Raw genomic sequence first — 25435 nt, forward strand, 5'->3', positions numbered from 1 at the left:
CACTTCCTCGAAGGACTCCCGCCATGGCTTCCCTGCGTGCCCGCCTGACTCTGACCGTCTGGCCCCTTCTCCTCGCCTGCACTCCCGCGCCCGCTGCGGCGCAGAGTTGGGCGGAGAGCTGGTTCGACAATGTGACCTATACGAGCCCGGGCAGCTTCCAGGATCAGACCCGGGGCTATGTGACCGCAGGTGGGATGTCAGGCCGCGTCGATGTCCACAACGACTATCTGATGAGCCTTACGCTGCCCAAGGTGAAGGCGGGCTGCGGTGGGATCGATATGTTCCTCGGCGGCATGTCCTTCCTCGACCCGGACTATCTCGTGCAGAAGCTGGAATCGATCCTCCAGGCCGCACCGGCCGTGGCTTTTCAATATCTTCTCGAGACTCTTGACGAGAAGATGGGAAATATAATCTCGAAGATGGAGGCGGCGACCAATTTCCTTAATTCCATCCAGGTCAACGACTGTCGCCTTGCCAATCGGATGGTCCAGATCGCCAAGGGCGACGACAATATGAGCGGGATCATCGAGGAGATGACCGGCTACAAATCGGTCAAGGAAGGCTTCGCGAAGAGCTACCAGAACTCGCGTGAGAAAATCCAGGCGAATCAGAATAATCCCACCGAGGATCTGAAAGAGGCTCTCGCCAACTGCCCCGCCGAAGTCACCGACATCTTCAAGAGCGGCTCTCTTCTCTCCCACGCCGCGACGCGCGTGGGTGCGGGCGACTGGGCCAGTGTCATGCGGGCCCGCGTTGGCGACGTGTATATGCGCTGGGACACAACGGACAAGGTTCCGATCTTTTCGGCGATCCCCGCCTGCCCTCATCAGGACACCGAATCTCCGGACGATTTCCTGACCGGGAAGGTTCAGCGCCGTGCGCTGAACATCCCGCCCAGCGGGGCGGACTGCACGCCCGACACAGGCAAGGGCGCGCTGGAGCTTGCGCGCGACCGGATGCAATCGATCGCGACGAAAATCCGCACGCGCTCGGCGCTTTCCGCCGATGAGCGTCAATTCGTCGCCAATGTCCGGACGCTGCCGGTCTACCGGATTCTGGAATGGGGCGTCCGGCAAGGTGTGCCGGACTCGGTGATCGCGGACACGGACGAGCTGGTTGCGCTCACCCTCGCCTATCAGATGCTCAACGACCTGACGCGGTCGATCGATTTTGCGGTCAACAACGCAGAGCGCGGCGCCAACACGGCCGGTGCAGCGGACGCCGGCAACGCCAATGTCTGCCAGACCCGTATCCTGACAAAGGGCATCGAACAGCTTCGCGACTTGCGGGAGGAGGTCCTGCGCCAGCGTGCGCAGATGCGGCAGGCCTATGTGGCAGCACTGGGCGCCGCCAATCTGTCCGCGAATTACGCTGGATTGCTCCGCCAGCGCGATCGCGATGCACGCGATGCCGCTGGCGCCGCTGCCAACCGCAACCGCTAAGCAGGAAAGCCCCCATGCGCCGCCTTCGCCATGCAGCCACAGCCATCCTCCTTTCGCTCTTCGCTACGCCCGCGCTGGCGATCGACACGAGCTTCCACACCTATGACGGCTTCCAGGAGACGGTGGACGCCTTCCGCCTGGTCTCGATGATCTTCGCTGACGCCCGCTACGAGACGCTGGTGCTGATCGTCGCCGTGGTCGGGATCGCGCTCGGCGCCATCATCGCAAGCGTTCGCGGCCAGGGCTTGGGCCTGGTCGCTTTCGGCTTCCAGATGCTGATCGGGATAGGACTGTTCGTTGGCCTCGTCTCGACCACCGGCACGGTTCATGTCTACGACCGTGTCCGGAACGCCTATCAGCCTGTCGGCGACGTTCCTAACCTGCTCGTGCTGATCGCCGGGGTCACCAATCTCATGGAGCGATCGCTCGCCGAGACGATCGACGACAATACGCTCGATCCCAATGCCAAGCTCGAGTTCGGCGCGGGCGGCCATAGCTTCGATCTCTTCCTGAACGCGGTCAGCCCGCGCGGCCCGATGACGGACACATTCCTCGACGCCACGATCAAGGACTATGTGCGGCAATGCTATCCCGTGGCCCGCGTTTCGCCTGCCTATGGCGTCGACGATGATCAGCTGTTCCGCACGACGACGGATCTGCCGGCAGCGTTCGCGGCGATGGCTGGCCCGGCTACGTTTTCCACGGTGTACACGGCAGCGGACAAAGGCGGCACGACGGTCAGTTGCACCGAGGCCTGGGATCATATCCAGTCCCGCCTCAGCGACCCGACGCTGTTTGATGACTATGCGACGCAGGTCTGCCAGCGCACCGGTTATGACGTAAGCAACGCCGCGCAACTCGCACGCTGTCGTTCCCGCCTGGGCGAGATGGGGCAGATGATGATGGGTACGCCACTTTCGCTTCAGGCGTTCATGACCGATGTCTTGCTGGGCAATAGCGTCGGCGACGTTCTGTTTGAGGACAGCCCAGCAACAGCTGCGCGGGTGATGGCCAACCGTGCCATGATTTCGAACGGCCTTGCGACCATGTCGGTCGCAAATGAGTGGATGCCGACGATCCGCGCAGTCGTTTTCGGCATCATGCTGTTCATGGTCCCGATCGCGCTGCTGTTCATCCTGACGCCGATCAACCTGCGTGTGGCGAATTTCGCGCTGGGCCTGTTCGTGTTCGTGGCGCTCTGGGGCGTGATCGATGCCGGTATCTATCAGTTGACGCTTGGCCGAGCGATGGATGTGCTTTCCGATATGCGGTCGAATCACGTCGGCGCAAATGCGTGGATGCTCGCGCCCTCGTCCGCAATGAAGGCCCTGGCCATCTTCGGCAGCTTCCGGACCGCTGCGGCCGGGCTCGCAGGCGCGTTCGTGTTTACGGTCTTCCGCTTCTCCGGCAATGTGTTCACGGCATTCACCAGCGGCGCTCTGCAGGCGCAGGGCCAAGGCACCATGGCCGCCGCACCGATGGCGACGCGCGAGGGCTATGCCTCCGCGCTTGAGACCCAGGCCTCCGCGACAGGCACCATGGCCCGGCGGAACGCATCCTCCAGCTTCGGAGATTTTGGCGAGCGCTCTACCTTCTCCGCCAACAGGAGCTTTGGCGCCGCGGGCGCGGTGATGGGCGAACATGGCGGCGGTGCGTCGGGTACGGCGGCCTTCGGGCTGGGTGGTCTCGACGCCGCTAGGGAATTGGGCGGGATATCGCCGGCACTCAATGGCCGCGATCTCAGCGATCCCGCAACGGTGCGCGCGGTCCGCGCCAACGCCACAACCGCGGCGATCCACAATTTTGCGGAAAAGGACGCGCTGCGGACACTTGGTACAACCTATTTTGGCGGAGGCCAGACAGGCGAGCGAGCGTTCGCCGCCTTCTTTCAGAACATGGTGCAGTGGAAGGCCTTCGGCGATACGCGCGCCTACGACATGATGATGCAGGGCGCGTCGCGTCATTTCGAGCGGGCGGGCTACTCGCGCCAGGATGCTGAACTCAAGGCGTCCGGAGTCGTCGCGCAGGCGTCGGCCGACCCGACCTTCGCCAAGCTCATCGCCAATAGCTTCGAGCAGGAAGCGATGCTTCGGAATGATCTTACCGGAGCTCAGATCCAGGTCGGCGCGATGGAAGGCAGGCGGGATTTCGCTGGCGACAACGTAGCCCGGATCGAACGAGGGAATGTGGCGACCGAGCAGGCTCACCGCACCGGCAGCAACGATGGCCAGCGCAACGCGGCATCTATGCTCGGCTTGTCGGTCCAGGAGACCTCACGCCGCATCGCCTTCATCAACGCTCTCTCCGGCGAGGCGCGCTCCTCCGCCATCACGCAACTCTCCCGCGCTACGGGTCGGAACGAGGCTCAGGTGATGCATGCGCTCGAGACCTATAACGCCTCCGTTCAATTGGGCACGGCCGATGGAGCCACAGCGGAAACCGCCCGCGAGGGAACGAGCGTTTATGGCCGTACGCGTGAGGCAGCCGGATATGACGTTGCCGAGCGCGCGGGCAAGCTCGATGCGCAGCGCGAGGTCGGCCATGATGGCACCCGTTCGTCCGCGAGGATCGGGGAGCAACGCCGTCAAGCCGAAAATGCGGGCTTTGCCAAGGGCGCTGGAGCTGCAGGCATGTCGGTGCGCCAGGCAGCCCAACTCGACAGCTTCATCAGAACCCTCAGCCAGGGCGCAGGCAATCAGGTCGATATGGCCGAGGGAGGCGCGGAAGGGATTGCGGACCGCGCCCGCAACGATCGGCTGACCCGGATCGTCGATAATGAGCGCCTCACCCGCATGCAGCAATTGCTCGGAGAACACGGCGTCAAAATGTCGAAGCGCCAGATCGCGATGGATCAGAACGGCGATCTCAGTCTCAATCTCACGCCGGACACCGCTGCGCAGCTCTGGCGGGGTGGGCTCATCAACGAAAGCCAGCTCGGCGCGATCGCAAACGGAGGACGAGCCCGGTTCAGCTTCGCGCATAACGACGTGCTGGTCTCAAGCTCGGTAGGTTTTCAGCAATCCGCACGCAGCGACACCAGCACCCGGTTCGAGGCAGGCAAACAGGCCGGGCCAGATACCGTCGAGCATTTCCTCGGCGGTGGCGAACAGGGCCAGGCCATGATGCAGAACTGGCTCAAGGGCGGGTTCGAGATGGATCGGCACGGCAATTGGCGCCTCAAACCACAGGTAGCTGACACGCTCACACGCGATGTCTCAGCCATAGTTGCCCAGACCGGCTGGCAACGTGGCATTGCCCGGTCCGCCCAGGACCAAGTCAGCATGGGGACGAAGGTTGGGGCGGAGATTGGTGGTGCAGTTGGTATCTCGGACTCGGAAGCGATCGGAGGACGCGGAGCGGCGCCTCAGAGTAATCCATCGGCTGGCCGCAGCCAGTCGCCGCAGAAAGTCAGTTCGTCATCCGGGCGGCTTGGTGCGCAGCTCGGCTTCTCCAGTTCGGACATGGGAACGGCAAATGAAACTGCTCAATCGACGCTGGACATAGTAAATTACGACGTCCGAGAGGTGATTGCCGCGTCTGAGCGAGCCGCTGCTCGTTCCAGCAACCCAGAGGCAACCTTATCACGCGAACTGTCAGAACGGATCTTGGGCCAAAATGGAATGCGAAATCGTTATCTAGAGCAAGCGGACTCGGATCGAGCGACGTTTGATATTACAGGTCCGCTTACGTCGATTGAGCAGCATTCCATATTGGAACGTGGGAGCTTTTCTACAGACGTCGTTGGAAGCCCGATCGACGGAGATAGCAGCTTTAAGAAACGCTAGAGGCGCCGGTTCGGATACTGAAAACTCAACGGATTTCCGATCCAGAGACTGCCAGATCGCGGGTCATTGATGTCGGTGATCGCGTTGAGTTCCTCGAACGCCCGAGCGTGTTGTTCCTCCAACTTGGACACCATCGCCGTACCTTGAGCCGGGAAAGGACTACCGCCCGCTGCAGAGGAAAAGCCTTCCAGCCAAGTCTGCACATAGCCCACCCCCAGCACCATAAGCGCCGTCATCGGGAAAAACAGCACGTTGAGAAATCCCGCCAGAGCGCTGGAATAGAAATCCGCCAACACAGGAAGCGTGGACGACGTCGCCATGCCCAGCCAATAGATCAGGATCGTGGTCCACCAGAGCTTCGCATACCATGGACGCCACAGCCAATCGGCTACTCTCAGCCGTGGCGTTGCGGAGGCGATTTCTCGCGTATCGAGTGCGGTACTCATCGGGAATTCCTCGCAAACGACTATAGCAGAAATCTTTTCGATATTCCATCGTTCGTGATCCGGCATGTGGCAGAAATTGCCCCCAAGCAGATTTGAACCCGTTGATTTTGTTCCCGCTTTGCGAGCTTCTGCAGTCCATGTCCTCAATCTTATGGAGTTCGCACGATATCAAGGCGCTGTGCTCACGACGGAGCGCAAGTCCTTCAAGAGAAGGAAAAAGTGCATCGGGTCACTCGGGGATTCGATGAAGTCGAAATGTCGGTAAAACGACTGCGCCTCCTCATCCTTGGCGTGAACCGCAAGGGCTCGAAGGCCCGCGATATCAGCGGCCGCCAGCGTGCGGGTCATCGCGTCCTTGAGCAGACCGGAGCCGATCCCTTTGCCCGCCCAGGTCGCCGATACGGCCAGCCTGGCCAGCACCATCAGGGGTATGGGATGACGCGCGAGGCCCTTACGCAAACGCTCCGGCGCGTCCTCGAAGCTGACGTCGCCGAACACCAGCGTATAATATCCAATGATCTCCTCGCTCGAAAAAGCGATGTAGGTTTGCGAGCTACCAGAAAGCTGCGCCTGATATGCAAACCGGATCAGAAATCTATTCAGAGGCTCTTTGCCGCAATCGAAAGCATCGACCTTATGATCGCGGCGCAACTTCTCAATCAGAAACGCCATGAAGCTATCGAGTCTGCTCTGCCTCGAATACGCTCGGCGTCTCAAACAGGCGCTTCACGCGCGGGATCGGTCGCGATGGAGCGTCCATCGCCTCCAGGAAGAGCTGCCAGCGTTCCGCATCCAGCCCGAAATGCTGCCGATCGGGCAACGCCTCCTGCGCGCGCGCCAGCGCGCTCTCGAGAACAAACTCGCTCACCGACCGGTGGGTTGCTTTCGCGGCGGCGCTGAGTGTCCGTTTCGCGTCTGCGGTCAACCGCAGGTCCAGCTTTTCAGATCGGACTGTTGCTACTGCCATCGTTCAATCTCCAGTTTCAACCTCCATAGCAGACCGCATCCGCTTTGTCACGACATTGTCGGGCATGAATGGGGCGGCGAGGTGTAAGTCGCAAATTTTTCCGGCCTGTTCCTGACGATCTCCGACTGCCTCATGCACGAGGTCCCGCCTACGGGAGGGCGGCGTGAATCTATCGGTCGCAAGCTCAGCCAGGCGCCCTACCGCTAGGGCCACTAAACAATCCTTGTCGAGAAAGGCTTCACCCACCGCCCGCTCATCCGCGCCGCTGCCCAGCCAACTTCATTGGCAAAACCTCACCCGCAACGGACGGTGATCAATGAATAAAGGGCACGCCCGTGATTGGTTCTCGAACCGAATTACCCCTCGGGTACAGGGACAGAAATTCCCTCTGGATCTTCCCCGCTCTCGATCAATAAGCTATCGGCACTTATTCCCAGACCATTCGCGATACGCTCGATATTATCTATCGGAACATTCCGTTCGCCTCGTTCGATACCGCCGAAATAGGTCCGATCCATTTCGATATCATAAGCGAAATCTTGTTGGCTGACACCGCGCTCCTTGCGGTAACGGCGGATATTTGCGGCCAGGATCGGGACGACTGCCCGGCGTGGACGGCAAGGCGAAGATGAGTAAGTCACAGGGCAACACTATCCCACTATCGGCCAGTGATACCGAAATCGCGGCAGCGGTGCAGCGCATGTATACTGACCCAAACCATCTCCGCGCCTCCGATCCGGGGCGCGTGGAAGGCAACGTTGTGTTCACCTACCTTGATGCTTTCGATCCGGACGTGGAGGCGATTGGTGAGTTGAAGGCGGACTATCAACGCGGCGGCTTGGGCGACATGGTTCTAAAGCGCCGTCTCACCGGCATTCTTCAAGGGATTGTGGCCCCAATTCGGGAATGGCGCGCGGAGCTAAGCGCCCGTCCCGACATGATGATGGACATCCTACGTGCTGGTGCGAAGACGGGCCGGCAAGTAACGGAACAGACCAAAGTGGAGATCATAGAAGGGCTGGACCTATTCCGGTTATAGCCATCGCGCTTTAAAGGTCGTTCTCGGATGTCGGCAAACACATGCCAGACGGCGGCACTCGCCTGTTTGTCGGAAACGCTACGGCCATGACACTGGACCAGATCCATCATGAGCACTAATAAAAAGCTCATGTGCAAAGCATCCACGAACCAGTCTAACATTTCCGGCTCCTGTCTTTGCGGAACCGTTCGCTTCAAGATCAACGGCTCCTTCGACAGCTTCTTTCTATGCCATTGCTCGCGGTGCCGAAAGGGAAGCGGCACGGCCCATGGCGCCAGTCTCTTCGCGTCTGATGCATCAATCCATTGGGAAGCGGGGGAGGATGAAGTCAAAATTTTTCGGCTACCCGGCACCCGACATCAGCGCAGCTTCTGTCGTGGGTGTGGGGCAGCGCTTCCTGATGTTCAGATGGACGGCGCAATGCTCAAGGTTCCCGCTGGCTGCCTTGATGGTCCCATCCAGATTCGGCCGACGGCACATATTTGTTGCGCCAGCCGTGCAGACTGGGATGTCGATCTGGATGAGATTGCCATGATGAGTGGCCTGCCCGGTTGATCGCCCCAGATGCCTGGATATCGACAATCAGAATCCCGCCTAGATGTCGGCAACCGCCTGATTTTTGGTCGTCGAATGTCTCAAAGGGCAGGATTTGTGAAAGCGCGATCGCTACTTTTCGGAGCGTCCGTTGCAAAGGTGGCCGCTACCTATCCAGTTTTTCAGGATGGCTTGGCGGCTAGGCCAGAATTTCCCGGGCCAGCAAGTCGGCAAGCCAATCAGCGAATACCTGCAATCGCCGCGACAGATGCTGGCGGTGCGGATAGAGCAATGTCATCGGCATTGGTTCGGCACGATGATCCGGCATCACTTCGATCAGTTCGCTAGCGGCGATATGGGCCTTCACGTCATAGGCCGGTGTCTGGATGAGGCCGAGCCCCGCCAGGCAGCAGGCGATATAGGCTTCGGCGCTGTTGACGGTCACCGAACCCGACATGGCCATCGTCCTCATGATCTCGCCATCCATCCATTCCCAGTTCTCGACCCGGCCGCTCGATGGCGAAGCGTAGCGCACCGCCCGGTGGGAATGGAGGTCTGCCGGTCCCGCCGGAGTACCATGACGAGAGAGATAGTCAGGGCTGGCGACATTGATTAGCGGGAGTTCGCCGATGGATCGTGCGATCATTCCTGAGTCTGCCAATGGCCCGACGCGCAGAACACAGTCGATGCTCTCCTCGACCAGATTGACCGCGCGATCGGAAACGCCCAGGCCGATCTCTATATCGGGGTATCGCGCGAAGAAATCCGGCAGTGCGGGCGCGATGATGAGCCGCCCGATCCGCCCCGGCACATCGATCCGCAACATGCCGCTCGGTCCCACCGACGTCTGCCGGAACAGGCCTTCGGCCTCCTCGACATCGGCGATCAGGCGCAGGCAGCGGTCGTAGAGGGCGACGCCGTCCTGCGTCGGTGTGACCCGGCGAGTCGTGCGATGCAGCAGGCGTGCGCCAACGCGCCCCTCCAGAGCCTGGATCGCGGCCGATACCGAGGATCGCGGTATCCCCAGCATGTCGGCGGCACGGGTGAAGCTCGCGCATTCGACGACCCGTACGAAGGTCCTGAAAAGATCGATCCGATCCACTGCCCCATCCATTGTTCGCCTGTTCTGACATGTCATGTCAGAATGATCGGCTTTATGGCAACAATCTAGATTGTAGGTTCGTCTCCGACGGGATCACCGCGACTCCCGCAACCGGCAGGAGACAGGCACATGGCCGATCACGGCATCAAGGGTAAGACAGTCCTCATCGCCGGCGGCGCGAAGAATCTGGGCGGGCTGCTCGCCCGCGACCTTGCCGAACAAGGTGCGAAAGCGGTCGCCATCCATTATAACAGCTCGGCCACGAAAGACGCAGCAGATGAAACCGTTGCCGCCATCCAGGCTGCGGGCGCGCAGGCTGCCGCCTTTCAGGGCGACCTGACCTCGGCGGGCGCGATCGAAAAGCTGTTTGCCGACAGCATCGCCGCTGTCGGCAGGCCGGACATCGCGATCAACACGGTCGGCAAGGTGCTCAAGAAGCCCTTCGTCGAGATCAGCGAGGCCGAATATGACGAGATGACGGCGGTCAATTCCAAGTCAGCCTTCTTCTTCCTGAAAGAGGCCGGCCGTCATGTGAACGACAATGGCAAGATCGTTACCCTGGTCACGTCGCTGCTTGGCGCGTTCACGCCCTTTTACGCGGCCTATGCCGGCACCAAGGCGCCAGTGGAGCATTTCACCCGCGCCGCGTCGAAGGAGTTTGGCGAGCGCGGCATCTCGGTGACGGCGATCGGACCGGGACCGATGGATACGCCGTTCTTTTATCCCGCCGAGGGCGCCGATGCGGTGGCGTACCATAAGACTGCGGCCGCGCTATCAAACTTCTCTAAGACCGGCCTTACCGATATCGAGGACATCGTGCCGTTCATCCGGTTCCTCGTCTCGGACGGCTGGTGGATGACGGGGCAGACCATCCTCGTGAATGGCGGCTACACGACCAAGTGAAGGATCGGCCTTTATGTGATGGACGTTCATCACCATGACCGTAGGGCGGCACATCGCTGTTCGTGGCGGTAAAAGCCTGATTGTCGTACAGGCTGGGTCACCCGAGCTAGTTCTCGTGCCAATCAACGATCGTCAGTGCGGGCCAGCAGCTTTGCCAGCGAGCGACTTTTGCCTCATAGATAACTTGGGTAATCTGCGCCTTGTTAGGCCGAACCGTGTAGCTCAGCAGATCATCCAGACCGAAGGGAGCAAAAATCGAGAGGCCGGCAGTACCGGGCCGGATCGCGACTGCGCCTGCTGTCGTCGGGAAAGTGGAAATGGCATGTTCGCTCGATCGGTAGGGCGTGATCGGGTAGCCGAACTTCGCCTCATACCAGAGATGGACCCGTGCCTCGTTCTTGGCATCAATCCATAGCGGTAGATCAGGAAACAGACCACGAATGCGCGCTACCTGGCGCGCCTCGCCTTCTTCCGACAGATCGGCATCATCGAAATAGACCAGATCGATGTCGGCGAGGCCATATTCGGGCGACAGGCCGAATGCGGCATTCCATGCCGTTTGCGCGATGGCGCTACCCGACAGCCAGCAATCCGGTAGGTCGATGGAAGTCCAGCGATCCAGGATGGTGCAGAGGATTGGGCTTGCCGCCACGATAGTGCGCAGACTGGTAGCTGCGCCGGCCTTACGTTCGATCATTCGGCCTCCACCGTCAGGGCATCAATCTTGCCGGAGTGTAGATGCCAGATAACATCCTGTGGGACGGGCAATTGAAGCGCCTGTGCCTTCGGCAAGCCGAGGTGAACACCCCTGATGATCCGGCCCAATAGCCCATGCGAGACGGCGATCACGGTCCCAACCAAGCCCGCTAGCCAGTCCCGAACTCGCTCAACTGCGGCGTCGTAGGATTCGCCATCTGGCGACCTGAAAAACCAATCGAAGGGAGAGGTGCCATCGAGCAGACCAGGCCAGCAGGCATCGATGTCAAAATGCGTCAAACCGTCCCACGAACCGACCGATACCTCTTGTAGTCGGTCGTCCCATTGAACGGGTGGGTAAGTCGCCAGTGAGCATAGAATATCGGCCGTCTGCCGCGCGCGACCAAGCGGGCTTGAGAACATTGCATCAATTGTCGGGGCGACATGGGCCAGTCGTCGGGCAGCAGCTTCTGCCTGCGCGATCCCCTTGGATGTGAGCGCAGAATCCAAGCGACCTTGGAAGCGGCCAGCAGTATTCCATTCCGTTTCGCCATGCCGGAGCAGATAAATTTGCGCCGTTGGCGTCATACGGCGAACGCAGAGGAGGGGCGCTCGAAGAAGGCATCTTCCGCGCTATAATCGAACAGATCGTAAGGGTAGCTGGCGAGGATCGGGAAGCGGGCTTGCCAGCCCTCGCTGGCCCCCACATTGGCAAGATCATCACATATTGCACCAACCGCCTCCGGGTAGGTCGTGACCGGAACAAAACCCAGCGCCAGCGCGGCGCTGTTGTCGAGCACGAACGGACGCGGCACGGACCACGGCGTGCGGCCGATCTTCGCTGGAAAAGTGTTGCTGGTCACTGGCACGAACCTGCCCGCATAGCCTATGTGTCGCGCGATTGCGGAGCCAACCTCGGCGACGCTCAGCGCCACAGGGTCGGCGATGTTCAGGATGCGGGTGCTCGACCGATCTAAGGCGACGCGGACCAATTCGGCGATGTTGAGAACAGATGAGGTGTGGAAGCGACTTCTCCCCTCGTAGGCCAACGGTATAGCCTGACGACCATCCAATATGCGTTTAACGAACCACCATTCGCGGGGATGTATGGAGCCGGGGCCGTGGATCGCAGGGGGGCGCAGGACCGTGACGGGGATCGTGGCCTTGTCGAGCAGCAGATGTTCCAGGGCGACTTTGCGCGTCGAATAGGTCGCATCACCAGGCGCGACCGTTGGCTGCGTTTCGGCGATCGGTTCGGGGAGTTCGGGAAAGCCGTTCTGTGCGGCCTCATCGAGCGTCCGCCCTTCAGTATCCCGGTAAACGCTGGACGACGATACGACCACCAGTGCGCCGACGTTGCTCTGCACATCGAGAAGCTGTCGGCCTTCGGCGGGGCTATAGGCCGTCACGTCTATCAGCGCGTCGGCACCATCACCGAGGGATCGGGCCAGTTCGCCTGGGCGTTCCCGATCAAGCGCCACGAACTTTGCCCCCAAGGCAGTGAGTTCCGCCGGCGGCGAGTGCCGTTGGCGAGAGGCAATCGACACGGCCCATCCGGCAGCGAGCAGATTGCTGACTACTGCACGGCCAATCTGGCCTGTTCCACCGAGGATGAAGGCATGGCGTGGCAAGCGGGTCTCCCTATCGAATTGACGCTTGTCAGACTTTCAGCCCACGATCCCCGACGACATGAACATAGACTTCCTCCAGGTTGGGCCGGGAGCAGAATGGAGGAGGATCGCCATTGATGGCAACGTCAGCAGCGGAATGACGAGGATCAGCAACAGATCCTCTATATTATGGCGCGTCAACGCCAGTAGCAATCTTAACGTTAATGCACAGCTTCCCCCCAATAGGCTGCACAGTTAGTTCCAGTCACCGCTTTCCATCAAATTGCTATTTCCCGCCCAACTATGACGCTTTCTCACCAATCGGGTGAGAAAGCGCACAGGCTGCGTCAGAGGATCGCCTAAAGGCGCTGAACCGAAAATCAAAAGTTTTGCACGAATATGGAAATGGCGGTTTCCGCACCCTTCTGCGATGTAAAAATCTGATGCCGGCGAGGCCATTAACGCATCAAATGAAACAGGCCCCATCCGGCGAGGCCAGCGATGACCCCCAAAAGACCACCGACGATATAGGCGGTAAATGCACTGGCAGGGACGAACAGGCCGCCAGCGAGAAAGCCCGCTATCGTCGCGCTGCGCGTTGCGGTGACATAGACCGCCGCCACCTTGCCATGCGCGTCGGGCGGAGCCTCCTTTTGCAGCATAGTCCGGACCGCGACATTGTGGACGCTATTGGCCGCGCCTCCCACGACAAAGGCGACGGCGACGCCGGCGAGGCTGGGAACGACGATGACGGGCATGACGCCGATCGCGAGCATGGACGCGCCCATGAGGGCGGCCGTGGCGAACGCCCATTTGGCGGGATAGCGCTCGGCGATTGCACCCGCGAGCGCTGCGCCCAGCAGCATCCCGCCTGCCCAGAAGGCCGTCAAGACGCCAAGCGCGGTAGCGCCTGCACTGAGCGAAATGGTTATGAGAAAGATGAAGGCGACATCGGCGATGGCGGTGGCGAATACCTCCAGGGTCAGCGCCGCGACCATGATGACGATGCGTCGATTGCGCAGCAGCGGCAGATATTCCGCGAGCAATGTCGGTGCGGCCTGCTCCTCCCCATCTGCGGGCTGCGTCCGCCGCCTGATGCCGCTGCCCCAGACTACGAGCGCCAGCAGGGCGAAGCTGCCGGCGTCGATCAGGAGGGCGTTGCGGGTGCCGCCCGAGGACACGAGAATGCCCCCGACGACCGGCCCCGCCAGCATCCCGGCGCTGCGAACGAACTCCAGACCGGCATTGGCCCGCGCCAGCGTCATGCCGAGGCCCTGGGCGAGGACCGGGATCAGGGCGAATGTTGCCGTGCCGCTGATTGCGAACAGCAGGCCGAGGATCGACGCGCCGACGATCGTGGCCAGGAGCGAGGCGCTGAAGGCGAGCCAGGCCACAATCGCGGCTTGCGCCAGCGATGCGAAGATCAGGATCAGCCCAGCGTCGCGCCGGTCGGTCAGGCGGCCGATATAGGGTGCGGCAAGCAACCCGGGGACGAGCTGCGCGATGAGCAGCAGGGGAATGGCCAGCGCCGCATGATCGCCAGCGGTGCGGAACATCAGGGTGATGAGCGTGATTTCGTCACCGATGGTGGAGAGCGTCAGCGTCGCCAGCAGCAGCCACCCCCATCCCCGTCGAAATCCGAATGTCATCATGGAGCTTTCATGGCGGGTCAGCGCCGGAGGCGAAACTTCAATCACGCCCTGCGGGATTCACGGCCCGCTCTATATGTGATAATGATCGGGAACGCGAATGCCAGACTTCTCGATTTCCGCCTGCAACGCATCCGAAAAACACAGCAAAATGTTAGTGAATCTCTGCTCCCGCCACAGATTCGCATTTCCAAAATTTTCTCCAGACAGCGCTAGTCCAGAAATGCCCTTATTCGATTCTTTATAGGATTAAGCATTCGGATATTCTGGACCGTAGCCGTTCCACGAATCCCCCTGACTGTTCTCTGGCAAAAAGCTGTCAACAAATTGACCGATGACCATTGTGTAATATTGTCCGGGATAAATTTGACCGCGCGGCATGCAAATCTCAATCGGGAAAAACTGATGGATTCCCGGTTCAAGTCGCTCGATTATTGTTTTCAGGGCCTCGTCCACTGCCACGACGCCATCGTTTAACTCAATCAAAGATCCGAGCGTTTTATAGCTCTTTTCGGTTGCAAACGATCGCGGTGCCTCGTGGGGTTCAACCGGCCTGAAAGGCGGATAGTCCGGACTGCCCGGCCTCACCGTTCCCCGCTCTCTCGTAAATTTCCCAACAACAAAATTGCCGTAGTTTCCGGCTCCATAACCGACGTGATTGTCGCCATAGTCGAACAGCCTCCGCTGCTCCTCAGGAGTCTGCGCCAAGTAGTGAAGGCGAAGACGCTCGCTCCATCGACCATCCCGCACCTTGGCATCGAACTCAAAATCTGCGTCCGGCCAAAATTCACCGAAGTTCGAAGGTAAACTCATTCCCCAAACCATCACGCTGCCTCCTGCGCGCCGAACAGGCTCGCGAAATCTCCCATATCTGGAAACTGATACTGGCAAGGCGTTAAGGTCTGCCTGTCATTGAAACGCCTGACGCCAATCACATGGCGGGCGGCGGCTTTCGCCTGATTGTCGTACATCTTAGGCATGAAGTAGGCCCACAATCAGCGCGAAAGGAAAGGGGGAGCCGAAATCTTACGCTCGAGCACGGGAAGCGCCACTGAATCATCAACAGCAATCTATTCTGCTGCCGTCAACTCGATTGTGTCGATAACCCGTGCGACAATATGTTTGATGTGCGGGTACTCAAGCAGTCCACGATGGCTTGTATCATAAAAAGCGAGTTCGAGCGCAGGCGCGTCAACATTGATGGCTTCACGAAGGACAAAGTGCTTATCGGACGCATCCGAGAACAAAAGTATTTTGCTATTAGAGCGGTTCCCCTGAAAGCGATAGTGTCTCGACGCATCCAGCAATTCGTCTATAAAGTCGAATTGCCAAGTCGGATTTACAAGGTCACGCTTTATATGGCTGCGGTCGGGATGGCCGTCGCGAGCCTTATAAACACGTTCAACGCGCCCAACCTTGTCCGCTTTTAAGAAGTCTGAACTGGCGAATAGCTCGTCAATGAACTCTGGACCCGCCATTATTTTTGTGAAAAATCGCCAGACGTCTTCACTGCCTTTTTCGCGGCATTGCTGCATAACCTTCCGCACTGAAAAGTCCAAATTAGCGTCGAGCCCAAACGCCACCGCGACAGGGATACCCCGCCGATCGAGCTTATCCTGTAAGTTGAGCGCCAGATCAGCTCCAACGCACCATCCACCCAAAACAAGAGGATATACGGGCTGTAGAGCCTCGATCAACCCAACATAGTAGCTCGCAAGGGCTTCAATGCCGGCATGCTGCTGGATCGTTTCGGGATTTCTTGGCGACTCCACCCCATACAGAGCGAAACCGGCCGGAACCTCGCGGAACAAACTCCCGTAGGACGAGATCATTCCGCCGATGGCATGAAAGCAAACGACGGTGCCGAGACCATTCCCTTCCCGAATGCGGACCAAATTGGGAAAGTGCTTTAGCGGTCTAGATATCAAATCACCCTCCACGCCGACAAGTCGATAGGATAGATACCTCCGATACGCAGTCGTTGGCAATAATCGAATTTGTCTCCGGGTTACATCCAAAATGAATGCATTGATTGGCTTTAATTGCTTATGAGTTTATCTCTCTAATTGTTTTAGAAATCTCATTACGGTCATGGCGTTGCCGGTGCCATCATAGTTGAAGATGTATCTAGGGCGCCTTCAAGTATGAATAATTTTTCAAGTTCACTAAGGCTAGAGGAGCGGGAAAATGACAAGGGAAATTCGGGCTTTATAGTCAATCTTTGCCCCACCGGGATGATTCCGGTTCGAGCCCAGGTTCCCGCTGTCCCGATCACGCCGAAGGAGATCGGTCTGGATGTTGGCCGCTGCTACGATGCCGGGGCGGCGATGGTGCACCTCCATGCGCGCGAGGATGACGAGAGCCCAACATGGCGGGGTGAGCGGTTCGAAGAGATCATCACCGAGGTCCTCTTGAGGGCACCCGAAATTATAGTCTGTGTGACAAGTAGCGGGCGAAACTGGAGCGATCTGCCTCGTCGAACCGAAGCGCTATCAATCCCAGACCCACACAAGCCGGAATTAGCGTCCTTAACTCTGGGGTCGATGAACTTTCCCAAGAGTGCATCCGTTAACGCACCTGACACGATCATCGGCCTTATAGATGCAATGCAGGCGGCTAACATCGTGCCTGAGCTTGAGGTCTTTGACGTCGGTATGGCGAACTACGCCCGCTCTTTGGCGAAGGCGGGACGTCTAAAGCCGCCTTACTATTTTAACATCCTTCTGGGTTCCTTAGGTACCGCGGATTTCAACGCTACGAATATAGCTGCGATAGTAGGGTCCCTGCCCGAGGGATCGACCTGGGCGCTTGCCGGCATCGGAAGATATCAGCTTTCCGCCAACGTAACGTCGCTGACCCTTGGCGGACATGTCCGCGTTGGTCTTGAGGATAATCCATATTTTGACTGGCGAACGCGAGAACCGGCAACAAATCCTCGGCTAGTTGAGCGCTTGGTGCGTTTAGGAAGGGAACTCGGGCGGGAGCCCGTTACACCTCGAATCGCACGGGAAATTATCGGAATCCGACAGAAGGAAGAGGTGATTTCCGCATGCTGACGCGAGCTGCTTCGGCCAAGCTTCCTGTGACTGTCGAAGGCGAGATCTACTCGTTCGACGTTACTGGCTATGTCCATAATTCCGATGAGATCCTGGCGATTGCATATGGTCAGTGGAAGGCTCCCCCCGCCTTGGTGCGGGTGCATAGCGCCTGCCTCACAGGCGATGCCTTGGGCTCAGCGCGTTGCGACTGTCAGGCTCAGCTTCATGGTGCCTTTGAGGCGATCGTTGATCGAGGCGCCGGCATATTGATCTACATGTGCGACCATGAAGGCCGGGGCATCGGCTTGATGAATAAGTTGCGTGCTTATTCACTTCAGGACGGTGGGGCGGACACCGTAGATGCCAACACATCTCTTGGCCTGCCAATAGACAGTCGGGATTTTACTGGAGCCGCCAAAGTTCTTGATGATCTTGGCGTTAATGTGATCGAGTTGATGACAAATAACCCAGATAAGGTCGAAGCACTCACCGCCCTTGGCGTGACGGTCATAAGGCGTGTTCCTATCCTGGCCGAGGTACACACTCACAACACAAATTACCTGAGCGCAAAACGAGCCAGGTTGCGCCATTTGTTATAGGGGATAGATCATGGAAAACCGTTGGACTGCGGCTGCGGATTATGATCAATTCGCGGCACGCTTGCAGAAACGCAATGCGGCAATCTTAGCTAACGCCATTCCGAACGGCCCAGTCTATAGTCATGTGCTCGATGCTGGCTGTGGTACTGGGTTTGCGACGGCCGCCTTGCTGGAAGCGCGTCCCGTGCGAACCGTGACAGCCGTGGACGTGTCGCGGGAGATGCTTACTCAGGCTGAGCGGAACTTGCTGAGGTTCCGCGAACACGAAATTCTGTATGTTAATCAGTCCATTACAGACTTAGGCGGATCTCAACCCTATGATCTGATCATATCAAATGCTGCACTGCATTGGACCTATCCGGACATCGGAGGCGCCATCGATCATCTCGCGGGACTTCTTCGCCCTGGCGGATGCATCGCGTTCACAACAGCGGGCCGATCGGTAGCTTCGGAAGAGTTCGACGAGAAAATTTCGAACGCCATCGTAGCGGTTGGTGGAACGATCGATCGCCATCCATTCCGTCAACGGCGGATCAGCCCGGACGAGGCCACCCGTTTTTGCGAGGCGGCCGGGTTGGACGTCATCGAAGCGTTTATCATCGAGCGGGCTACGAACGTGGCCCCTGCTGAATATGTTGCCTGGGCTTCATCGAGCGGGCGCGCTTGGACGGAGCTTCCGGGCGGAGAGGCGTCCTTAGCCGCTGAGCTTCTGGCAGATCAAGAGGAGTTCCGTGTCGGCCACTGGTCTACCCTGATCGTCGCTCGATCCGTTCAGAATTGACGGCCTCGCAGGTGTCGAGGATGCTATCATGAACTTGGCTTCGTCGGCGGTTGTGGATTCGAGCTGCCCCTACGCAAGTCAGGTGGCATTGGACGTTATGCAGGCCGGAGGGACCGCAGCCGATGCAGCGATAGCTGCGAGCGCGGTTCTGTTCGTCACGTTGCCAATGTGTTGTGGGCCTGGCGGTGACCTGGCGGCGATTTGTTTCGATGCAGCGTCAAGAAAGGTTCTTTCCCATACCGCCTTTGGTCGTACCCCTCAAAGGGCAACGCGGGAGTTTCTAGCCAGTTTAGGGCATAAGGCCGTCCCGCGTATCGGCATAATGTCAGCTACCATACCCGCTGCAGCAGAGGGGCTGGTGTCAATGCACCATCGTATGGGTACGAGACCGCTCGAAGAGCTGTTCGAACCGGCGATCACGGCGGCCCGCGATGGCGTGGTCGTTACCGGTCAAATGCACAAATGGATTAAGAACAATATCACGGTTATCAAAGACGATGAAACATGCTCTGCGATATTCCTGCCTGGTGGCAAGGCTATCCAGACTGGATCTATACTTAGGCAACCCCAATTGGGAGCATTCCTAGACAAAGTTGCGCGTGGTTCTGCCAGCTATCTACAAAGCGATGAATATCGTAACGCGGTGTTACAGTTCACAGAAAAACAAGGTGGATTGTTTTCACTTTCCGACTTTGAACAATCACAGGTTGATATTCACGAGCCGATCACATTGCGTTTAGGCGAACATACGGTTCACACGAACCCAGCGCCGAGTCAAGGAGCGATCCTTCTGCGTAATCTCGCCATGTATGATTTTGCAGTTCAAAATTCGTTACATACTGGCACAAACCGTATTCATGTCTGGAGAGAGATATTCAACCAGACCTACAACTGGCGACTTCGCGCGCTAGGTGATCTAGACGCATATTGCACCGATTTCTGGCTCGAAGACCTTCCGGGAGACTGCTCCGCAATCAAAGCCCGTCACCGATCGCAGTGCCTTTACAAGGGCCACTACAGCGAGGGTGACACTACCCAGTTCGTCGTAGGCGATAAGGTTGGTAATTCGGTCTCGATGATACTTAGTTTGTCGCTCGGCTTCGGATCAGGCGTGGCGGAACCGAGCACTGGCATCATATTCAACAGTCGATTGGGCAGAAGCATGCCCCTCAAAGCCGGTCTGGCAAATTCCCTCAAACCGGGAAAGCGGCCTGTCAACACTATCCACGCCTACGCCGTGACAACGGAGCATGGACTATCATTCTCTGGAGGGACACCTGGTGGGGATGGGCAGGTGCAGTGGAATGCAGCCACCTTGGCGGCTGCACTCGTCGATGGAATGCGATTAGAGCAGGCCGCCCACGCCCCTAGGTTCACCTGTTTCCCCGGCGCCGATCTCATCGAGGCCGGAGAGGAAGGGCGCATCGAGTTAGAAAGCGGCCTCACGGCGGAACGCGAGGAACTGGAGTCGCTCGGCCATACCGTCAAGATCAGGGATCGTGTTCAAGGAAGCATACGCATCGCCGAGAGGGTCGATGGTGGTTGGATAGCCCACCACGATGGGCATGACGACGGGTCCTCAATTGGTACCGCACAAGGCTGGGAGCGATAAATGTATAGTGGAATCGTACAGACCCGCGCCAGGGTCGTAGGTGTAGATGAGCACGATGGAGCCCTAAACGTAACCGTCCAAGTCGGTCCCGATCATCTAAAGGACGTCAAAATCGGGGCGAGCATCGCATTAGACGGTGTCTGCATGACGGTGGTGGACCACAGCGAAAACACCGTGACCTTCAACGCGGTGCAGGCCACGATCGATGCAACTAATATTGGCGATAGACGCGTTGGTGACCTCCTGAACTTCGAGCGTTCATTACGCTTCGGCGACGAGAATGGCGGTCATGCGGTCTCCGGCCACATCTACGGCGTTGGCCGGATTGCTAGTATGACAAAAGTTGGCCGTGGTGCGCTCGTATTTGTAGAAGCGCCGTCCGATCTCATGCCATTCATATTCACCAAGGGTTTTATCACCGTCGATGGCGCAAGTCTAACGGTCGGACGGATCGGGACGAACGGAGCCGGTTTCGAACTCAATCTGATACCCGAAACGCTCAGGCAAACTGTATTTGAGCTTCGGGGGACAAACGCACGCGTCAATCTCGAAGTAGACTACCAAACCGTTGTGATCGTTCAGTCCATAAACGCGGCTATTAAACGGCAAGGGCAGTCCATCGAATAAATCCGGCGGATCGAGGAAAGCATCATGACATCTCTAAACCACATAAGCGACATACTTTACGAAATGCTCAAAATAGATAAAGATAGTGTCACCCCAGAATCAAATATCAGAACCGATCTAAATATAGATAGTCTTGAAATGGTGGAAATAGTTGTTGAACTAGAGGACATATTGGAGATTAAGCTACCAGAAGATAATTTTAATTCTATTATAAATATTGGAGATCTAGTGAATCTGGTCGATGTGGCTTCCAAAAATAAGGGTGGATAATAAGAATGTTTGTTTCTTCATTCAAGCTTATACCTAAAGCAGGTTTGGAACTGAAGGCGATCGAGGCAGCTAAAAATATGTCGTTGCTGTTAAAGCTTCACTGCGGCAGCAACGGCTCAAGTCTATATCGTGGTTTAGACGGAGGACTCTATGCCCACGCAAAATGGCCGAGCCTCACGATATGGGAACAGCGGGAGCGTGATATCGTCGCACTCCACGATGCTAAAGCGGACATGGACAAATTTGTGTCCGATATACGACCGATATTTTCCAGCACAGAATTAATATTCAGCAGCATCGAATAGATTCATTTTGTATAATTTACAAATGTGGTGAGGAATAATGAAATCATCTAGCGGCCTTCCTATCCTTGCTGTGGCCTTTCCGGCATTTTTAAGCCTCTTGGGTTCAGGCGTAGTTGTGCCGCTTCTACCGCTCTATGGAAGGTCATTTGGATCAGAGCCGTGGTTAATTGCTGTCTTGTTTTCAGCATACGCTATTGGGGCAATATTCGGAGAGCCATATTGGGGGCGCTTATCTGATCAAATCGGGCGAAAACGGGTTTTAATTTTGACACTTTCCATGAGTGCAGTTTGCTGGCTTGCGCTCTCATTTAGCGGGAGCGTGCTTCTATCCGTGTTTATAAGAGTGGTTACTGGATTCGTCGCAGGCAATAATTCTGTTTTGCAAGGATATGTATCCGATCGCACTTCAGGAGAGCAGCGCTTAAAAGCTATAAGCATTTTAAGTGCGACTTCTCATTTTGGTTTCATGGCTGGCCCGGTACTCGGGGGGCTTTTGGTTGGAGATCCACATAGCCCACTTGGATACAAAACGGTGTTCCTAACTTGCACCGTTCTAGCTATCCTTGCCGCCTTTCTAATGGCCATTATTCTCCCAAATGAGAATAATATATCTCAAAGTAAAAGTAAGAAAATGATCTGGCGGGCAATCCCGAAGGAGACGCAATCATTGATTGGCCTGACATTTCTATATGGTACGATAGCTTCATCCATAGAGGTCCTATTTTCTCTATGGGCTAACCACGAATTTGGATGGGGAGCAAAAGAAATAGGCCTATTTTTCGCATTTTCCGCCCTAGTTGCCGCGATTACACAATTAATTATTATCCCACTGTGGATGTCGCGCATTTCTTTCAAGACTGGTATTATAATTGGTTTTGCCGGGGTGGCATTTTCAACATTGGGTCAGTTGATCGCAAATGACGTAGCGCTAGCAGTTTCTCTAATGGCATTCACAAGTCTCGCTAGAGCCATTTCATGGGCGTTTATATCAACGAGAATTGCGACTATTACTGAAAACTCTGATCGTGGTGCTGTCCTTGGTCAAAATGCGTCCGCGTTCGCAATCGCACGGGTAATTGGCCCTATCCTTGCCGGCCTTCTTGCGACGGCTACTGGGAGCCTAAATCCGTTTATCCTGCCTACAATCCTATTAGCGGCGGCTGCAATGGTTGTTGGCCGCGTTGTTCGGATGAAGCCAGATGGCGATACGCGGTAAAGGGTCCGCGCGAAAGCCGATTGCGACCGGAAATCACATGAAATCCGGCGGGTTCGGGCTGCTTACGCACGGAACTGCGTGAACCCCAGCGATCTCGTGCGTATCGATAATCCTATGGTGTCCGGAAATCCCTGTCGGAAAGAAGCCCTGTCCGATAACATGCTATCAGGGGTTATCCGACATGCTCATTGGCTACATGCGTGTTTCTTCTACCGACGACCGGCAACCGGTCGATCTTCAGCGCGATGCGTTGATCGCAGCCGGGGTCGATTCCCGGCACCTCTTTTCCGACAAGGCCTCGGGCGCCCGCGAGGATCGCACTAGCCTTAGGTGCTGTCTGCATTTATCGTAGCCAGATCATGGTGCAGGCGAGATGGACGAAGCCCATGAATGCGGGGAGAGTTTTCTCGCAGCGCAGGGCGATCCGGCGGAAGCGCTTGAGCTTGTTGAAGAAGCATTCGACCTGATGGCGTTCCTTGTAGAGCTGCCAGTCGATCGGTGGCTTTCTGGTCCGGCTGGGATTGGCCTTGATCTGCGCGGTTGCGCCGAGATCATCGGCAATGAAGGCGCGTAGCGGATCGGCATCGTAGGCGGCATCGGCGATGACATGGCCGATGCCGTGCAGGCCGGTCAGGAGGCTCTTCGCTTGCGGGGCGTCCCCACGCTGCCCCGGTGTCGGATGGATACGGATCGGCAGGCCGATCGCATCGACAGCGGCGTGCAGTTTGGTCGTCAGCCCGCCCCGCGAACGGCCGATCGCGGCAGCTTCAGCCCCCCTTTTGCGCCGCTTGCATCGGCGTGAACCTTCGAGATGGTGCTGTCGATCAGGACATATTCGAAGTCCGGCGTGTCGGCCATCGTGTGGAAGAGCTTCTCCCAGACGCCTGCGTGCGACCAGCGCCGGAACCGCGCATGGACGCCGCTCCACTTGCCGAACACTGCCGGTAGATCACGCCAGCGCGCCGCATTGCCGGCCATCCACAAAATGGCATCCACGAACAGCCGGTTATCAACACCGCTGCGGCCCCGTGTCCCGTCGCGCCCAGGAAGATATCCCTTGATGCGATCCCATTGCTCGTCCGTCAGCATGCGTCTGCTCATGGCTTGGCTCCTTCGCCAGCCTTGAATCAGAACTCTTCGCCCAAGGAAATCCTACAAATGCAGACAGCACCTAGTCATGTGAATCTAAAGTTCGCCACATAAGGTTTGCTCGGTTTTCTGGCAGAAGCGCTTGACCGAGGCGAGGATTTCGTCGGCGGATTTGGTCGATCTGTAGGGCTTCGGGCTTTCGTTGTGCCGGTCGATGAACGTGAGGATGTCGGCTTCGAGCTGACCGGTCGAACGATGGACGCCGCGCTGGAGTTGCTTTCTGGTCAACTCGGCGAACCAGCGCTCGACCTGATTGATCCATGACGCCGATGTCGGCGTGAAGTGCACGTGATAGTGCGGACGGCGGGCGAGCCAGGCCCTTACTTTGGCGGTTTTGTGGGTCGCGTAATTGTCCATGACGATGTGTACGTCGAGCCCGTCAGGTGCCGCCCGGTCGATCTGCTTGAGAAAGTCGAGAAACTCTGTGGCGCGGTGCCTTTTGTAGCATTTGCCGATGACGAAACCCGATGCGATGTCGAGCGCTGCGAACAGCGAGGTGGTGCCGTGCCGCACATAGCTGTGGGTCCGGCGCTCGGGAATGCCCGGCATCATGGGCAGCACCGGCTGCTCGCGGTCGAGCGCCTGAATCTGGCTCTTCTCATCGACGCTAAGGACGATCGCGCGGGTTGGAGGCGACAAATAAAGCCCGACGATATCGCGCACCTTGTCGACGAACAGCGGGTCGCTCGATAGCTTGAACGTCTGGCTACGATGCGGCTGCAACCCAAAGGCGTTCCACATCCGGCGGATCGTCGTATGCGAAAAGCCCGTCTCTGCCGCCATCGACCGGATCGACCAGTGGGTCGCATCGGCAGGCGTCGTGCGCAGTGTCCGCTCGATCACGGCGGCGACCTGATCGTCATCGATCGAGCGCGGCCTGCCGGGGCGAGCTTCGTCCAGAAGCCCGTCGATACGATCAGCCAAGAAGCGCCGACGCCACTTGCCCACCGTGTGCTCGTGAATGCCAAGCTCGGTCGCCACAACCTTGTTCTGCAAACCACCGGCGCAGCGCAGAATAATCCGACATCGTTCTGACAGCGAGCGCGATACCCGGTGCCGACGCACCTGTCGCTCCAGATACGCGCGTTCCTCCGCCGTCACCACCAACGGCTCAATCGGACGACCCTTCGCAAACGCGTTCGCCATCAACGCCTCCCTCTCGGACGACGTTATATACAATGTGACTTACTTCAGTTCCAGATGACTAGGGCCTGTCTGGACTATCTGCAGGCGGGCGATACGCTGGTAGTCTGGAAGCTGGACCGCCTCGGACGCTCTTTGCCGCATTTGCTGGCGATCCTTACCGATCTTAGGGAGCGTGGGGTCTCATTCCGGTCGCTCACCGAGCAGATGGATACGGGCACCCCGCATGGCGAGCTTCTATTCTCGCTCTTTGGTGCCCTCGCTCAATACGAACGGGCGCTTACACGCGAGCGGATTATGGCGGGGCTGGCGGCAGCGAAGCGGCGTGATCGACATGGCGGTCGCCCTAAAACGATCGACGCGGAGAAGATTGAGCTGATAACCGCGGCCCTTGCCGCTGGTGCCATCAAGTCGTCCGTCTGCCGCACATTCAATGTGCCTCGTTCAACGCTCGCGGATGCACTGGAGCGTATCGGATGGTCAGCGCCGGAAGCAACCGGCCCTTAACCCTGGGCCGCTATC

Annotated in this window: 29 protein-coding genes; 15 read left to right on the plus strand and 14 right to left on the minus strand. The window is 57.9% G+C overall.

Going from position 1 to position 25435, the window contains the following annotated elements; genetic code table 11:
* Positions 1-23: 23 nt before the first annotated feature.
* A complete protein-coding gene (locus J0A91_RS19010; protein WP_069206212.1) occupies positions 24-1442 on the plus strand; it encodes a conjugal transfer protein TraH in 1419 nt (472 codons plus the stop codon).
* A gap of 14 nt (positions 1443-1456) precedes the next feature.
* Positions 1457-5227: a conjugal transfer protein TraG N-terminal domain-containing protein gene (locus J0A91_RS19015; protein ID WP_069206213.1), complete on the plus strand. Its 3771-nt coding sequence runs from the start codon at positions 1457-1459 to the stop codon at positions 5225-5227.
* Here the strand turns inward: J0A91_RS19015 and J0A91_RS19020 are convergent.
* From J0A91_RS19020 to J0A91_RS19035, 4 genes are all read right to left on the minus strand, one after another.
* The gene (locus J0A91_RS19020) at positions 5224-5673 is read right to left on the minus strand and encodes a hypothetical protein (protein ID WP_069206214.1); all 450 of its coding nucleotides are present in this window, start codon (positions 5671-5673) and stop codon (positions 5224-5226) included. The two genes, J0A91_RS19015 and J0A91_RS19020, sit on opposite strands and share 4 nt — an antisense overlap.
* Positions 5674-5841: 168 nt before the next feature.
* Positions 5842-6345 carry a GNAT family N-acetyltransferase gene (locus J0A91_RS19025; protein ID WP_069206215.1) on the minus strand — a complete coding sequence of 168 codons (504 nt, stop codon included), beginning with the start codon at positions 6343-6345 and terminating at the stop codon, positions 5842-5844.
* Positions 6346-6349: 4 nt separating this feature from the next.
* A complete protein-coding gene (locus tag J0A91_RS19030; protein WP_069206216.1) occupies positions 6350-6640 on the minus strand; it encodes a type II toxin-antitoxin system TacA family antitoxin in 291 nt (96 codons plus the stop codon).
* Positions 6641-6996: 356 nt separating this feature from the next.
* On the minus strand, positions 6997-7281 hold the full coding sequence (locus tag J0A91_RS19035; protein WP_240502085.1) for a helix-turn-helix domain-containing protein: 285 nt from the start codon (positions 7279-7281) through the stop codon (positions 6997-6999).
* On the opposite strand from J0A91_RS19035, the gene J0A91_RS19040 reads away from it, so the two are divergent.
* Positions 7251-7679 (plus strand): hypothetical protein, encoded by a 429-nt coding sequence (locus J0A91_RS19040; RefSeq protein ID WP_069206217.1) that lies wholly within the window; start codon positions 7251-7253, stop codon positions 7677-7679. The two genes, J0A91_RS19035 and J0A91_RS19040, sit on opposite strands and share 31 nt — an antisense overlap.
* Positions 7680-7787: 108 nt before the next feature.
* Positions 7788-8234 carry a GFA family protein gene (locus J0A91_RS19045; RefSeq protein WP_206364929.1) on the plus strand — a complete coding sequence of 149 codons (447 nt, stop codon included), beginning with the start codon at positions 7788-7790 and terminating at the stop codon, positions 8232-8234.
* Positions 8235-8412: 178 nt separating this feature from the next.
* Here J0A91_RS19045 and J0A91_RS19050 read toward each other — a convergent pair whose 3' ends face one another.
* On the minus strand, positions 8413-9315 hold the full coding sequence (locus tag J0A91_RS19050) for a LysR family transcriptional regulator (RefSeq protein ID WP_069207490.1): 903 nt from the start codon (positions 9313-9315) through the stop codon (positions 8413-8415).
* Positions 9316-9444: 129 nt separating this feature from the next.
* Between J0A91_RS19050 and J0A91_RS19055 the strand changes: the two genes are divergently transcribed.
* Entirely contained in the window at positions 9445-10218 is a 774-nt protein-coding gene (locus J0A91_RS19055; protein ID WP_069206218.1) for an SDR family oxidoreductase, read from the plus strand.
* A gap of 106 nt (positions 10219-10324) precedes the next feature.
* Here J0A91_RS19055 and J0A91_RS19060 read toward each other — a convergent pair whose 3' ends face one another.
* From J0A91_RS19060 to J0A91_RS19090, 7 genes are all read right to left on the minus strand, one after another.
* The gene (locus J0A91_RS19060) at positions 10325-10915 is read right to left on the minus strand and encodes a nucleotidyltransferase family protein (protein WP_069206219.1); all 591 of its coding nucleotides are present in this window, start codon (positions 10913-10915) and stop codon (positions 10325-10327) included.
* Entirely contained in the window at positions 10912-11502 is a 591-nt protein-coding gene (locus tag J0A91_RS19065) for a histidine phosphatase family protein (protein ID WP_069206220.1), read from the minus strand. Before J0A91_RS19065 ends, J0A91_RS19060 begins: the two co-directional genes overlap by 4 nt.
* On the minus strand, positions 11499-12545 hold the full coding sequence (locus J0A91_RS19070; RefSeq protein WP_083224782.1) for an NAD-dependent epimerase/dehydratase family protein: 1047 nt from the start codon (positions 12543-12545) through the stop codon (positions 11499-11501). Before J0A91_RS19070 ends, J0A91_RS19065 begins: the two co-directional genes overlap by 4 nt.
* A 437-nt stretch (positions 12546-12982) precedes the next feature.
* Positions 12983-14176 carry an MFS transporter gene (locus tag J0A91_RS19075; RefSeq protein WP_240502086.1) on the minus strand — a complete coding sequence of 398 codons (1194 nt, stop codon included), beginning with the start codon at positions 14174-14176 and terminating at the stop codon, positions 12983-12985.
* Positions 14177-14422: 246 nt separating this feature from the next.
* Positions 14423-14998 (minus strand): imm11 family protein, encoded by a 576-nt coding sequence (locus J0A91_RS19080; RefSeq protein WP_069206221.1) that lies wholly within the window; start codon positions 14996-14998, stop codon positions 14423-14425.
* Positions 14998-15153, minus strand: coding sequence for a hypothetical protein (locus tag J0A91_RS19085; RefSeq protein WP_169833169.1), 156 nt, complete (start codon positions 15151-15153; stop codon positions 14998-15000). The genes J0A91_RS19080 and J0A91_RS19085 overlap by 1 nt, the downstream gene beginning before the upstream one ends.
* A gap of 90 nt (positions 15154-15243) precedes the next feature.
* Positions 15244-16068 (minus strand): thioesterase domain-containing protein, encoded by an 825-nt coding sequence (locus J0A91_RS19090; protein ID WP_150126977.1) that lies wholly within the window; start codon positions 16066-16068, stop codon positions 15244-15246.
* Positions 16069-16317: 249 nt separating this feature from the next.
* Here J0A91_RS19090 and J0A91_RS19095 point away from each other — a divergent pair, with 249 nt between their 5' ends.
* From J0A91_RS19095 to J0A91_RS19135, 9 genes are all read left to right on the plus strand, one after another.
* The gene (locus tag J0A91_RS19095; protein ID WP_083224784.1) at positions 16318-17229 is read left to right on the plus strand and encodes a beta-keto acid cleavage family enzyme; all 912 of its coding nucleotides are present in this window, start codon (positions 16318-16320) and stop codon (positions 17227-17229) included.
* Positions 17223-17810 (plus strand): GTP cyclohydrolase II, encoded by a 588-nt coding sequence (locus J0A91_RS19100; protein WP_069206224.1) that lies wholly within the window; start codon positions 17223-17225, stop codon positions 17808-17810. The genes J0A91_RS19095 and J0A91_RS19100 overlap by 7 nt, the downstream gene beginning before the upstream one ends.
* A 10-nt stretch (positions 17811-17820) precedes the next feature.
* Positions 17821-18591: a class I SAM-dependent methyltransferase gene (locus J0A91_RS19105; protein WP_083224785.1), complete on the plus strand. Its 771-nt coding sequence runs from the start codon at positions 17821-17823 to the stop codon at positions 18589-18591.
* A gap of 28 nt (positions 18592-18619) precedes the next feature.
* The gene (locus tag J0A91_RS19110) at positions 18620-20203 is read left to right on the plus strand and encodes a gamma-glutamyltransferase (protein WP_083224786.1); all 1584 of its coding nucleotides are present in this window, start codon (positions 18620-18622) and stop codon (positions 20201-20203) included.
* Positions 20204-20830: a riboflavin synthase gene (locus J0A91_RS19115; RefSeq protein WP_069206227.1), complete on the plus strand. Its 627-nt coding sequence runs from the start codon at positions 20204-20206 to the stop codon at positions 20828-20830. It abuts the gene before it with no gap.
* Between the two features lie 24 nt (positions 20831-20854).
* Positions 20855-21100 carry an acyl carrier protein gene (locus J0A91_RS19120; RefSeq protein WP_083224787.1) on the plus strand — a complete coding sequence of 82 codons (246 nt, stop codon included), beginning with the start codon at positions 20855-20857 and terminating at the stop codon, positions 21098-21100.
* Positions 21101-21105: 5 nt separating this feature from the next.
* The gene (locus J0A91_RS19125; RefSeq protein ID WP_150126978.1) at positions 21106-21405 is read left to right on the plus strand and encodes a hypothetical protein; all 300 of its coding nucleotides are present in this window, start codon (positions 21106-21108) and stop codon (positions 21403-21405) included.
* Between the two features lie 37 nt (positions 21406-21442).
* On the plus strand, positions 21443-22621 hold the full coding sequence (locus J0A91_RS19130) for an MFS transporter (protein ID WP_083224788.1): 1179 nt from the start codon (positions 21443-21445) through the stop codon (positions 22619-22621).
* Positions 22622-22817: 196 nt separating this feature from the next.
* Entirely contained in the window at positions 22818-22973 is a 156-nt protein-coding gene (locus J0A91_RS19135) for a recombinase family protein (RefSeq protein ID WP_476749576.1), read from the plus strand.
* Here the strand turns inward: J0A91_RS19135 and J0A91_RS19140 are convergent.
* A protein-coding gene (locus J0A91_RS19140) for an IS5 family transposase (RefSeq protein ID WP_150126979.1) occupies positions 22965-23722 on the minus strand; the annotation gives its coding sequence in 2 pieces (ribosomal slippage) (positions 22965-23404 and positions 23404-23722; 759 coding nt in all). The genes J0A91_RS19135 and J0A91_RS19140 overlap by 9 nt on opposite strands.
* Before the next feature lie 84 nt (positions 23723-23806).
* On the minus strand, positions 23807-24916 hold the full coding sequence (locus tag J0A91_RS19145) for an IS630 family transposase (protein ID WP_069206230.1): 1110 nt from the start codon (positions 24914-24916) through the stop codon (positions 23807-23809).
* 54 nt (positions 24917-24970) lie between these two features.
* Between J0A91_RS19145 and J0A91_RS19150 the strand changes: the two genes are divergently transcribed.
* Positions 24971-25420: a recombinase family protein gene (locus J0A91_RS19150; protein ID WP_083224790.1), complete on the plus strand. Its 450-nt coding sequence runs from the start codon at positions 24971-24973 to the stop codon at positions 25418-25420.
* Positions 25421-25435: the final 15 nt, after the last annotated feature.

Origin of the sequence: Sphingomonas panacis (assembly GCF_001717955.1) — a bacterium.
GTDB classification, from domain to species: Bacteria; Pseudomonadota; Alphaproteobacteria; order Sphingomonadales; family Sphingomonadaceae; genus Sphingomonas; species Sphingomonas panacis.

Coding starts and splice junctions, on each gene's coding strand:
- J0A91_RS19095 (WP_083224784.1), top strand. CDS start 16,318: ATGAATAATTTTTCAAGTTCACTAAGGCTAGAGGAGCGGGAAAATGAC.
- J0A91_RS19125 (WP_150126978.1), top strand. CDS start 21,106: ATGTTTGTTTCTTCATTCAAGCTTATACCTAAAGCAGGTTTGGAACTG.
- J0A91_RS19030 (WP_069206216.1), bottom strand. CDS start 6,640: ATGGCAGTAGCAACAGTCCGATCTGAAAAGCTGGACCTGCGGTTGACC.
- J0A91_RS19020 (WP_069206214.1), bottom strand. CDS start 5,673: ATGAGTACCGCACTCGATACGCGAGAAATCGCCTCCGCAACGCCACGG.
- J0A91_RS19080 (WP_069206221.1), bottom strand. CDS start 14,998: ATGGTTTGGGGAATGAGTTTACCTTCGAACTTCGGTGAATTTTGGCCG.
- J0A91_RS19115 (WP_069206227.1), top strand. CDS start 20,204: ATGTATAGTGGAATCGTACAGACCCGCGCCAGGGTCGTAGGTGTAGAT.
- J0A91_RS19150 (WP_083224790.1), top strand. CDS start 24,971: ATGACTAGGGCCTGTCTGGACTATCTGCAGGCGGGCGATACGCTGGTA.
- J0A91_RS19145 (WP_069206230.1), bottom strand. CDS start 24,916: ATGGCGAACGCGTTTGCGAAGGGTCGTCCGATTGAGCCGTTGGTGGTG.
- J0A91_RS19110 (WP_083224786.1), top strand. CDS start 18,620: ATGAACTTGGCTTCGTCGGCGGTTGTGGATTCGAGCTGCCCCTACGCA.
- J0A91_RS19130 (WP_083224788.1), top strand. CDS start 21,443: ATGAAATCATCTAGCGGCCTTCCTATCCTTGCTGTGGCCTTTCCGGCA.
- J0A91_RS19015 (WP_069206213.1), top strand. CDS start 1,457: ATGCGCCGCCTTCGCCATGCAGCCACAGCCATCCTCCTTTCGCTCTTC.
- J0A91_RS19055 (WP_069206218.1), top strand. CDS start 9,445: ATGGCCGATCACGGCATCAAGGGTAAGACAGTCCTCATCGCCGGCGGC.
- J0A91_RS19105 (WP_083224785.1), top strand. CDS start 17,821: ATGGAAAACCGTTGGACTGCGGCTGCGGATTATGATCAATTCGCGGCA.
- J0A91_RS19010 (WP_069206212.1), top strand. CDS start 24: ATGGCTTCCCTGCGTGCCCGCCTGACTCTGACCGTCTGGCCCCTTCTC.
- J0A91_RS19045 (WP_206364929.1), top strand. CDS start 7,788: ATGAGCACTAATAAAAAGCTCATGTGCAAAGCATCCACGAACCAGTCT.
- J0A91_RS19100 (WP_069206224.1), top strand. CDS start 17,223: ATGCTGACGCGAGCTGCTTCGGCCAAGCTTCCTGTGACTGTCGAAGGC.
- J0A91_RS19075 (WP_240502086.1), bottom strand. CDS start 14,176: ATGATGACATTCGGATTTCGACGGGGATGGGGGTGGCTGCTGCTGGCG.
- J0A91_RS19060 (WP_069206219.1), bottom strand. CDS start 10,915: ATGATCGAACGTAAGGCCGGCGCAGCTACCAGTCTGCGCACTATCGTG.
- J0A91_RS19065 (WP_069206220.1), bottom strand. CDS start 11,502: ATGACGCCAACGGCGCAAATTTATCTGCTCCGGCATGGCGAAACGGAA.
- J0A91_RS19135 (WP_476749576.1), top strand. CDS start 22,818: ATGCGTGTTTCTTCTACCGACGACCGGCAACCGGTCGATCTTCAGCGC.
- J0A91_RS19025 (WP_069206215.1), bottom strand. CDS start 6,345: ATGGCGTTTCTGATTGAGAAGTTGCGCCGCGATCATAAGGTCGATGCT.
- J0A91_RS19120 (WP_083224787.1), top strand. CDS start 20,855: ATGACATCTCTAAACCACATAAGCGACATACTTTACGAAATGCTCAAA.
- J0A91_RS19085 (WP_169833169.1), bottom strand. CDS start 15,153: ATGCCTAAGATGTACGACAATCAGGCGAAAGCCGCCGCCCGCCATGTG.